Source organism: Chamaesiphon sp. OTE_75_metabat_556 (assembly GCF_031378165.1).
Taxonomy (GTDB): Bacteria; Cyanobacteriota; Cyanobacteriia; order Cyanobacteriales; family Chamaesiphonaceae; genus Chamaesiphon.
Map to the genome: position 1 here is coordinate 1 of NZ_JANNDR010000186.1, position 10,127 is coordinate 10,127.

General features: G+C 46.6%; 9 protein-coding genes and 2 pseudogenes. 7 read left to right on the plus strand and 4 right to left on the minus strand.

The annotated features are described in order from the left end of the window. From RMO27_RS07685 to RMO27_RS07690, 3 genes and pseudogenes are all read right to left on the minus strand, one after another. On the minus strand, positions 1–1,076 hold a 1,076-nt coding region (locus RMO27_RS07685; protein WP_309731046.1), incomplete at its 3' end, for a COR domain-containing protein. 426 nt (positions 1,077–1,502) lie between these two features. After that, positions 1,503–1,724: pseudogene (locus tag RMO27_RS23780) on the minus strand (leucine-rich repeat domain-containing protein); the annotation flags it as partial. Positions 1,725–1,815: 91 nt separating this feature from the next. Continuing rightward, on the minus strand, positions 1,816–2,613 hold the full coding sequence (locus tag RMO27_RS07690) for an SEFIR domain-containing protein (RefSeq protein WP_309731047.1): 798 nt from the start codon (positions 2,611–2,613) through the stop codon (positions 1,816–1,818). A 180-nt stretch (positions 2,614–2,793) separates the two neighbouring features. Here RMO27_RS07690 and RMO27_RS07695 point away from each other — a divergent pair, with 180 nt between their 5' ends. Next, the gene (locus RMO27_RS07695) at positions 2,794–2,916 is read left to right on the plus strand and encodes a DUF2887 domain-containing protein (RefSeq protein WP_309731048.1); all 123 of its coding nucleotides are present in this window, start codon (positions 2,794–2,796) and stop codon (positions 2,914–2,916) included. A gap of 118 nt (positions 2,917–3,034) precedes the next feature. On the opposite strand, the gene RMO27_RS07700 is transcribed toward RMO27_RS07695, so the two are convergent. Beyond that, a complete protein-coding gene (locus tag RMO27_RS07700; protein ID WP_309731049.1) occupies positions 3,035–3,226 on the minus strand; it encodes a hypothetical protein in 192 nt (63 codons plus the stop codon). Positions 3,227–3,637: 411 nt separating this feature from the next. Here RMO27_RS07700 and RMO27_RS07705 point away from each other — a divergent pair, with 411 nt between their 5' ends. From RMO27_RS07705 to RMO27_RS07730, 6 genes and pseudogenes are all read left to right on the plus strand, one after another. Next, complete coding sequence (locus tag RMO27_RS07705; RefSeq protein WP_309731050.1) at positions 3,638–5,122, plus strand: tetratricopeptide repeat protein; 1,485 nt, start codon at positions 3,638–3,640, stop codon at positions 5,120–5,122. Between the two features lie 357 nt (positions 5,123–5,479). Continuing rightward, the gene (locus RMO27_RS07710; protein WP_309731051.1) at positions 5,480–7,288 is read left to right on the plus strand and encodes a tetratricopeptide repeat protein; all 1,809 of its coding nucleotides are present in this window, start codon (positions 5,480–5,482) and stop codon (positions 7,286–7,288) included. Continuing rightward, positions 7,270–7,431, plus strand: coding sequence for a hypothetical protein (locus tag RMO27_RS07715; RefSeq protein WP_309731052.1), 162 nt, complete (start codon positions 7,270–7,272; stop codon positions 7,429–7,431). Before RMO27_RS07710 ends, RMO27_RS07715 begins: the two co-directional genes overlap by 19 nt. Beyond that, positions 7,424–8,440, plus strand: coding sequence for a tryptophan--tRNA ligase (gene trpS / locus RMO27_RS07720; protein WP_309731053.1), 1,017 nt, complete (start codon positions 7,424–7,426; stop codon positions 8,438–8,440). The genes RMO27_RS07715 and trpS overlap by 8 nt, the downstream gene beginning before the upstream one ends. Positions 8,441–8,589: 149 nt before the next feature. Next, on the plus strand, positions 8,590–9,504 hold the full coding sequence (locus tag RMO27_RS07725) for a methylenetetrahydrofolate reductase (protein ID WP_309731054.1): 915 nt from the start codon (positions 8,590–8,592) through the stop codon (positions 9,502–9,504). A 122-nt stretch (positions 9,505–9,626) separates the two neighbouring features. Then, positions 9,627–10,127: pseudogene (locus tag RMO27_RS07730) on the plus strand (hypothetical protein); the annotation flags it as partial.

Below are 10,127 nucleotides of genomic sequence, written 5' to 3' on the forward strand. Positions count from 1 at the left end.
GTTAGCAGTTGTGGAGCAATATAGGTTTTAGGTACATTGGGAATTTCGTAGCAGAGTTTGAAATTCATCATCAGTCTCAACAGTTCGGGTTGCATGGTGGCATATTTCTGTTCATGCCAGATCTGCTTCAAATCATCGCGCGTGAATCGTCCCTGGTTGTGAATCACTAACGGGTTGTCCAGTACCTTGTAGACGGCATCTGTCCCCCAAGCAGGCTGAATAATTACCGTTTCCATCAGCAGTTCGTCTTCCTGGAAATGCAGACAGACACCCAAATCGTGGAGATAGCCGCTCAGTTGGAGTTTGTCCTCTCGTCTAGTAAAACCATTATGTTCGCAAAGATTGAGATATTCCTCCAGAGTGATATAATTGCGCGATTCCTGTTCTAGTGCTTCTCGCACTTTCACCCAAGTTTTGGGTAATTCGGTGCCAACATGGGGTAAGTTGCTGATGTGGTGTTTAATCTGCTTGAGAATTTCTGGTAAACCGCGTTGGGTGGCAAAATTGCTGGAGAGAGTTTCCTTCAGGTTGGTAAATTCACCGCGTAATTGCCGCTCGTCGATTTCTCTTTGTCGTTCCTCCTTTTCATTCTTGATGATTAGTAAGGGACTGTTATTGCTCAGAAGTTCGACGACATTGAGCCAATAGTAAAAATCGGTATCTTCTTTGCGGGTATCGACAACTAAGGCATAGAGCGAGCGTTTGGTGAGGAAAAATTGGTGGGTAGTATGATAAATTTCCTGTCCTCCAAAGTCCCAGATATTGACTCGAAACTCTTTGTCATTATCAAGCATAAATTGCCATTTAATCACATCAATCCCTTGGGTTGAATCCTCATCTTGTAACGGATAATCTGAGGATTGGATTTTTTTAGCTAAAGTAGTTTTGCCTGCACCGCCTTCGCCAATAATGAGGAGTTTAGCTTCATAAATTCGATCTGTTTTTTGTTCTAGTTGTTGCCTATAAAAGTTAATTATCTCTCTAAATCCTTTGCCTCTAATTTCTGGCGGTAATGATAAAGAGAGATTATCATTGAAGTAAAATTCATTCAGATTGAATAATTTTCCGATTTCCACTGGCAGGCTCTTTAGCCTATTGCGACTAAGATCGAGATGTCGTAGGTTCAGAAGTTGTCCAATTTCCGCAGGTAGCCTTGTTAGTTGATTGCTATCAAGATCGAATCTACTTAGATTAGAGAGTTGCCCAAGTTCTGCTGGCAGACTTATTAGTTGATTGTGGCTAAGATCGAATCTACTTAGATTAGAAAGTTGTCCAAGTTCTGCTGGCAGACTTATTAGTTGATTATTTTTAAGATCGAGCTGAATTAAACTTTTAAGTTCTCCAATTTCTACTGGCAGAATCGTCAATTTATTAGTGCTAGAAAAGAGAACGGTAAGATTTAATAACTTACCAATTTCCACTGGTAGATTTGTTAGCTTATTGCAGGCAAAGTCGAGTGTCCGCAGATTGAAAAGCTGTCCAATTTCTGATGGCAAGCTTGTTAGTTGATTACTGCCAATATTAAGCCAACGTAGATTAGTGAGTTTTCCGATTTCTGCTGGCAAGCTTGTTATATTATTGCTAGCAAGGTTAAGATTTTTTAGATTAGTAAGTTTTCCAATTTCTGCTGGTATGGATGTTAATCCTTTGTGAGATAGATTCAAATCATCTGATTTAAACATCGCATTTCGTTCAATCTCTTCCAGTAATTCTTCGTTTGTCATGAGAGTGTATGAAATAACATGTAGTAGTCTTGCCTACTAATCTAGCCTAAAAATTTAGACCAAGATTACAGCATCAAAAAAATAAGCCAGATTACTGACTCAGTTTCCGATCGATTTCATCCAGTTCCGCTGTCAACTTCGACAATTCCGCATCCTCCCCCAACAATTGCTGCTCCAATTGAAACTTCACCGCCGCCCCCGTCTCAATAATTAGAGCCATCCTCATCCGCTTTACCTTCTCACTACGAAGCTCCCACTCCGGCAACAACCCATCCCGCCGTGCTTCCAATTGCCGCCGCTGAAAAGATGTTAAACCAGTCGGAGCCGGATTATGTGGACTTGGATCTGCTGGCAACACATCTGGAAAAAGCTGTTGCCTGTCGCGCTTATCCAACTGCCGAAATTTACCGATCTCCTGCTTGGGTGTGGAATGCTGATTCGTCAACCGACGGTATAGCAACTCATAATCATTCGCTGCGATTACCCTGTAATAAGTCGCACTGCGGAGCGGACTAGGAATAAATTTCGAGTCATCTGCCGTCAATACGATCGGAATAAACTTCGAGTTTACCCCCTGAGCGTCGTAAAGCTCCTGAATGATGACACCGCCTTCCCAGATTGCGCCCTTGCCTTTACCAGCCTCCTCCCGTCCCCGAAAGCGTCGATCGTATGTTTCCGAACATACTATCAGGACTAGATCTGCGGCTTCTACTTCATTTAGCATCCAGCGGTGCCATCCTTCCAGTGGCGACTGCTCGTATTGATCGATATTGCAATCGATCCCATCATCCCGCAATCGATCGGCCAATGCCAATACTCGATCCTTATGTGCGGCGGAATCATGACTGTAACTGATGAAAACCTTGGGTGGTAGAGATTCGATACTCATGTGCGAAAGATGGCGGTAAAAACGCAGTTACTTCAGGTGCTGACTATTTATTCTCCCCAAATTTCATGGCTCGATCGATCAAAAACTACAAAATAGACATAAAACTTGGGAGAACGATCGAGCCGTAATACGATTATCCCCGGTAGGCTATGCCAACGATCCATCCTCGATTTTCCAACCATGCGTCGCGACACCATCTTCTACCAACTTTTTGCCCAATCCCCCGCCCTATTATTCGACCTCATCCCCAATCCACCTGAAAATACTGCTGGTTATACCTTCGAGAAATTAGGACAGCGGTAGAATCGATCGCCAAGTCTACTTTCCAGTCGGCGTACGTCCATATGGTTGAAAAGTAAGCACAGAGTAAGGCTTTTAGGAATCAAGCACATCCTAATAGCGACCTTTTTGTTACATACACCTAAAAATTTAGATTCAAGATTTTACCGATCTCCCATTGGCTGAGTGCCTTTGGCGCGATTCGATCCGATCGAATTCGGTTGGCAAACAAGAGATCGAGTAGCTGTTCTGGTTTGACAATCGGTTGGCTCAAAGAATACAAAGATCTGTTCGTGCGTCCAGTTAACAACCAGCGGCCAGATGAGCTGCTCAAATTATAATTATATTATTTTCACATCCGCGATCGCTACAAGGTTATTGGCATAATTGACGATCGACCAAAAGTTTGTAGGATGTGTCTTGGCTTGGGATTGAGCGTTTTTCAGGTTGGCCATCCCGACTATCAATTTTAATCTGCGATCGCGATTTAGATCGAGAATTTATCTACAGATTGTAAGTTTTAAAAATACGACTTTTAGAGATGGTAACGTGTCTTGAGAAAGTACACCGCGTAGGTATAGATATCTGCCTTCAAACTGGGCATGATAGGTAAGTGAACAGCTTAAGCTTAGTCCGATCTGAAATTTGACAGACAGACAGCTACCTCAAAATCTCGCTGACAGGAATACCTCTACACTCCGACCGATCTTCCATTGCTGAAGTAATCTTGACAAACTCGCCATCCATGCCAGACTCACCCGTTAAGTTGACAGCGACACAAACTCTAAATTTACCCAAGCAACAAGTCAATACCCAGGTTCAAAAATTGTGCCAACAGGGTAGTGACGGAGCTTTAAGAGGCGATCTCGATCGCGCGATCGCCTCATACACACAGGCGATTGCCCTTGCGCCCGATTGTGTGTTGGCTTATTGTGCCAGAGGTGAGTCACTACTGGCATTAAAAGATTATCCACGAGCAGCAGCGGACTACACCACCGCCCTCAAGCTGAGTCCAGCTCATGCCGTTGCTGACGAGGGCTTGGCTAGAATTTACTATGCGCAAAAAGACTATCCTGCCGCTCTCGCCGCGTGTAATCGAGCCATTCATCGAGATCCCGAAAATGTAGATTTTTATCACTGTCGCGCGCTAATCAACAAAAAACTTGGCAATTGTCAAGGTATTTTGTTTGATTGTAAATTTATCCTCGAACAGCAGCCTAGCGATATTTCAGCGCGCTGGCTCAATGCTCGTGCTCATTTTCAGATTGGTAACTATCAACTAGCGATCTTTAATTTTACTCAGTATCTCAACCTAAGTATCGACGATTGCTACGGGTATTATTATCGAGGCATCTGCTACGAACGACTGGGTAACTGTTCATCTGCATTAGTAGATCTCCATCGAGCGATCGATCTCAAAGACAATCTGGCCATTTTTTACCGCAGACGCGGTCGGATTCACCAACAATTAGGTGATTTTACGCAGGCGATGAGCGATTACGATCGGACGATCGCCCTCGATGCTAGTGTGGCGCAAGCTTATGCCAATCGTGCCGATATCTATATCAATCGCGGCGATTATCGGCGCGCGCTGATGGAGTGCAACCAAGCAATTTATGTAAATCCTCGCCTCATCAACGCTTACTATCAACGGGGTGTAATTAATACCGAAGTCGGCAATCTGCACGCAGCCTTGGCTGATTATCATCGGTTGATTCAAATCAATCCACAAGATCTGAATGCTTATATCCAACGTAGTTGGATCTACTTCCGACACGGTGAATATCCAGCGGTAATCGCCGACTGCGATCGAGTGTTAGAAGTCGATCGTAACTCAATTCCCGCTAATTATTTGATGGGCGTGGTGCAATCATTATCTGGCTTCAAACAAGAAGCCGTATTTAATTTTAATAAGGTGTTGGAGCATCAGCCTGATTTTATTTGCGCCCTCTACCACCGAGGGCTATTGCACTACGATCTTAAGTACGAACAGAAGGCCATGGCTGACTTTCACCTGGCACAATCGATCCAATCACAATCGTTAGATCGGGTTGCTACTAAGCGAGATGAAACTGGATTGTATGCAGAAGGATTGGCTCTCTATTATATGGGTCAGTCAGAGACCGCTAAAGCGATCCTGCACCAAGCCGTATTAGTGGCTCAAAAACTTAAAAGTACTGTGTTTGGGCGACAGATATTATTTACGATCGAAGCACTCGGCATGGATTGACATAGACGAGAGCGAGCAGATTGGAGCCAATCTCTGCCGCTGCGATCGTGGCAATTTAAAATCAATAATGTTTGAAGATGAGTAGGCATTGTACATAAAAAATCTAAATAGTCGTATAAATACTGAACCGTATCGCTTAGTAAATCGTTAAGATCGAACAAATGCTGTAACCATAAGGCTGTCTTGATGAGCGCGTGCGAATTTATCGTCAGTTTTTGAGACCAAATTGCTAAATTTACACTTATAGGAAAGTCGCGATCGCAGTTTGCGAATCCAGCTATTGCCGACTTGCTGCATTCACAACCCGACCGCTACTTCGCTCGATCTTTTTGATGATTTTTTTGAGGCACTCCGGTTATGACGAAACCATCTTCTCCAGCCAATACTCCAGAGTTTGCCACTCAACATGACTACTCAGATATTTTAGGAATATCCACGCCAAAGGTCTCTGTGCCCACAGCGGTCAGTGCCAATCCCAAAGCAAAATCCAGCAATTCAGCATTTATCGACCCTTGGGGGAGTGCTTCAGTCGAGATTGAGTCCGATGAAGACGACAGATCTTACTCAGCAGAGTCCTCAGCAGACCCGTGGGCGAGCGATGTGGCGATCGAACCGCCAATCGTGCGGCCAACGATGCGATTCTCCGCAGGAGAGGCTCCGCCAACGGCAGTAACCAGTTTCCAGCCAAAGAGTGCGCCAGTTAGCGCGAAAGCCCAGGCACCTGCAAGATCTCAGCCCATCCAATCGCCACCAGTTGCAGCCCCCGTCCGTGCGGCAGTAGAAGTCTCAGCACCAGCAGTCACTGCCAGAGATTTAGCACTGAAATATTGCGAACGCGGTCGCAAGTCGCTGGCGGCAAAAGACTACGCCCAGGCGAGATCGGCTTATAAGGTCGCGATCGAATGGGATGCCAACTTGGCGATCGCACACAGTGGAAGTGCACAAGTCTATCAGCAGATCCAAGATTACGAAGCAGCTTTGCTGGCATGGGACACCGCGATTAAGTGCGATCCGACTCAAATCGATTTTTATTATCAGCGCGCGCTGATCAATAAAACCCTCAAAAATCACTACCAAGTCTTAGTTGACTGTAAATATATTCTCGAACGGGTTGCCCATCCGTCTGCCCGCTGGTTGAATGCGGTGGCACTCGTCAAGCTCGAAAACTATCAAATTGCCTTAGTCAGTCTGGATCGGCATATCGAGGATTATCCTCAAGATCCCAATGGTTACTGCTATCGGGGGATCTGCTCCGAACGCTTGGATAAACTGCCCCAGGCATTGACCGATCTGGATCGGGCGATCGCTTTACAAGCCGGACAACCAGTATTTCATCACGCACGCGGGCGCGCTCGCCAAAAATCTGGAGATCTCGCTGGTGCCTTAGCCGATTTCAGCCTGACGATCGAGCGCAAACCCCAAGCTGCGGTATTTGACGATCGTGCCGAAGTAAATCGCTGTCTGGGCGATCGTCAAGCAGCATTGAAAGATTGCCATCGGGCGATCGAATTAAATCCCAAATTTATCAATGCTTATTTTCGACGCGGCCTAATTTTTGTCGAACTCGGCGATCTCGAATTGGCATTGTTAGATTTTGGCATCACGCTCGAATTCGATCCCCAACATGCCGATGCCTATATTCAGCGGAGTTGGACATATTTTAGAATCAATGACTATCCTCGCGCTAAACAAGATTGTCGATCTGTTAAAGCCATCGACAAGTCTTCTTTTTGGGCTAATTATATATCGGGAGTCGTCGATAGTTTATCGGGATTACAGCACAATGCTCTCAAGAATTTTAGCCGCGCGATCGAACTGTCGCCCCATTATGTTTCGGCACGGTATCACCGAGGACTCGTCCATTATGAGCTAGGGAATATCGCCGCAGCGATGGTCGATTTCGAGCAAGCGCGATCGCTTCAGGATCGCGGCTTAGAGCGATTGGTCGATCGCGACGAAACCGGATTTTATGCCGAAGGTTTAGCTCTCTATCATCTCGGTCAACCAGAAGCAGCCCGTACGGTACTAATTTTGGGCGCGCTGTCAGCCAAGCGGTTTAATAATCCCAGCTTTCATCAGCTCATGCAGACTAAAATCCAGGATCTGGGGATGGCTTCTGGCGAACTGAGCCGCAGTGCTGATAATTCGTGCGCGCTGTCCTCGTAACTAGTGTCTTACCGCCAGAGTCGATCGATCTTGAATCGGGACGACTTAGAGAAGTTACCGAGCGAACGGTTTGTTATAATAAAACACCTTTCGATCGAGAATCTCGCCGGCGCGGTTCGGTAGTGTCACCTGTTTATGACTAAAAAACGTGTTTTATCGGGCATCCAACCAACTGGCAACTTACACCTGGGTAATTACTTAGGCTCGATTCGCAATTGGGTCGAACAGCAACATCACTACGAAAATTATTTTTGCGTAGTCGATCTTCATGCCATTACGGCACCTCACGATCCGCAAACTCTAGCTGAAAATAGTTATACGATCGCCGCTCTGTACCTAGCCTGTGGGATTAGTAGTGAAGACGCGAGTATTTTTATCCAATCCCATATCCCCGCCCACAGCGAACTCGCTTGGCTGCTCAATTGTGTCACACCACTCAATTGGCTCGAAGACATGATTCAATTCAAAGAAAAGGCGATCAAGCAAGGTGAAAACGTCAACGTTGGGCTGTTAGATTATCCCGTCTTGATGGCAGCGGATATTCTCCTCTATCAAGCCGATCAAGTCCCTGTCGGGGAAGATCAAAAACAACATCTCGAACTGACTCGCGATATTGCCGCTAGATTCAACCATCAATTTGCCAAGAAACAACCAGTCTTCAAGTTACCGCACGCCCTGATTCAAGCTGATGGTGCGAGAGTGATGAGTCTGACTGACGGTACTCGGAAGATGTCCAAATCCGATCCCTCCGATCTGAGTCGGATCAATTTATTAGATAGTCCCGATCTGATTCAGAAAAAAATCAAAAAATGCAAAACCGATCTCGAACGCGGACTGACATTTGAGTCAATCGACCGACCGGAATGTCGCAACTTGCTCGCCCTCTATATGATGATGTCTGGTAAGCCCAAAGCAACGGTAGCTGACGAATGTCAAGATCTTGGTTGGGGTCAATTCAAACCATTACTAACCGAAGCGACGATCGAACATCTTCGCCCGATTCAAGCTAAATATCAAGAAGTGATGGCCGACAAAACCTATCTAGAATCCATCCTCCGCGACGGCCGCGATCGCGCTGCCACAATCGCAGATCGGACTTTGGCTGAGGTTAAGGCTGCGTTGGGATTTTCAAAATTAGGGGATAGTGAATAGTGGATAGTGGATAGTGGATGAAAGTGTCCCCTATCCACTATCCCCAACTCCCATACGGTGGTACAGCAACTCCCAACTCCCACCTCCCAACTGTCAACTCCAAACGCCCTACCCTGTATGATGGAAATTGAAGTCTTTTGGGTGCGATCGTGAATGATTTTCGACAGGCTGCTATTGCTGGCGAGTTCCTAATTACGGCGGAAGTCGCGCCACCCAAAGGTGGCGATGTCTCCCACATGGTGGCGATGGCCAACTGTTTAAAAGGACGCGTTCATGCCGTGAATATCACGGATGGCAGTAGAGCGGTGATGCGGATGTCGCCACTGGCCGCCGCCGCGATCTTGCTCCAGCAGGGGATTGAGCCAGTCTGTCAGTTTGCGTGTCGCGATCGCAATCGGATCGGACTTCAAGGTGATTTATTGGGCGCGCACGCTTTGGGCATCAAAAACATTTTAGCCCTCACTGGCGACCCGATTAAGGCTGGCGACTATCCCCAAGCCAGACCCGTATTTGACCTAGAAGCGGTCAGATTGTTAAAGATCGTCGATAATCTCAATCACGGTCTTGATGGCAACGGCAAGCTCCTCCCAGACGGGTCTGTGGACTTATTTGTCGGAGCGGCGGTTGATCCGCAGTCCAAAAGTCGATCAGGTTTGCAACGACGATTCGAGCAGAAGGTGGCCGCTGGTGCCCAATTTTTTCAGAGTCAGCTCATTTCGGATTTTGATGTCTTCGAGAAATTCATGCAGCAGATTGCCAGTTGTCATCATAAGCCCGTGCTGGCTGGCATTTTTTTACTCAAGTCGGCCAAAAATGCCGAGTTTATCAATCGCAATGTGCCTGGGGTCGAGATTCCTCAGCATCTAATCGATCGACTCGCGCGATCGTCAGAACCCCTCTTAGAAGGGATCGAGATTGCCGCCGAACAGGTGCGATTAGCCAGCCAAATGTGTCAGGGCGTGCATTTGATGGCCGTCAAGCGCGAAGATTTGATTCCCCAAATTCTCGATTTAGCCGGCATTGCGCCCTTGGCGATCGATCGGCAGCTCTCGACAGTCAAATAATTTCAGTAATTTTGAGCAAAATGCGATCTCTGGGTGATTCTCAGGGAACAGTAGAGTAGGTATAGTCAGTATTCCGCTATACCCGAACTGCCCACCAGCTAACGCTTACAGAAGACTGTCACATGAGTTTTAATTTTGCATACCTATCTGGAGGTAAACTCTACCTTAAATTGGGTCAGGCGACTGTCCAGACGATCGTCAGTGAATTTGGAGCCGCCGTGCAACAGCGCGAATCTCAGATGCAGCAGCGCAATAGCTGGAAGCAAAAGAGCGTTGCGGCCAATTTTATGCCAGTAGGCATGTCTGGTGCCCTCAAGCCAGAGCGATCGAGCGTAGCTGTCGCCGTCCAAGGTGTCTGTCCGACTGGTGCCGATCGCTTGCTTTATACCCTCGAAGCGGGGGAAGTCGGTGGGATTTTTACGCTCGAACGCTTTGTTACGCCAGTGCCGATCGATGCAGCCAAACCACCAGTACAGCGACAGCAACCTAAAGAAAAAAGATTATTTCACAGTGCTAATTTTAAGATCGATCGCGTTGATTTTAATCCCGAATATCAATTAATTGCCTGTGCGGCGATCGGCAAAGATGGTGCAGCCAATATCGCTACCATGCCCGTCAATGCT

Coding starts and splice junctions, on each gene's coding strand:
- RMO27_RS07705 (WP_309731050.1), top strand. CDS start 3,638: ATGCCAGACTCACCCGTTAAGTTGACAGCGACACAAACTCTAAATTTA.
- RMO27_RS07690 (WP_309731047.1), bottom strand. CDS start 2,613: ATGAGTATCGAATCTCTACCACCCAAGGTTTTCATCAGTTACAGTCAT.
- RMO27_RS07695 (WP_309731048.1), top strand. CDS start 2,794: ATGCGTCGCGACACCATCTTCTACCAACTTTTTGCCCAATCCCCCGCC.
- RMO27_RS07710 (WP_309731051.1), top strand. CDS start 5,480: ATGACGAAACCATCTTCTCCAGCCAATACTCCAGAGTTTGCCACTCAA.
- trpS (WP_309731053.1), top strand. CDS start 7,424: ATGACTAAAAAACGTGTTTTATCGGGCATCCAACCAACTGGCAACTTA.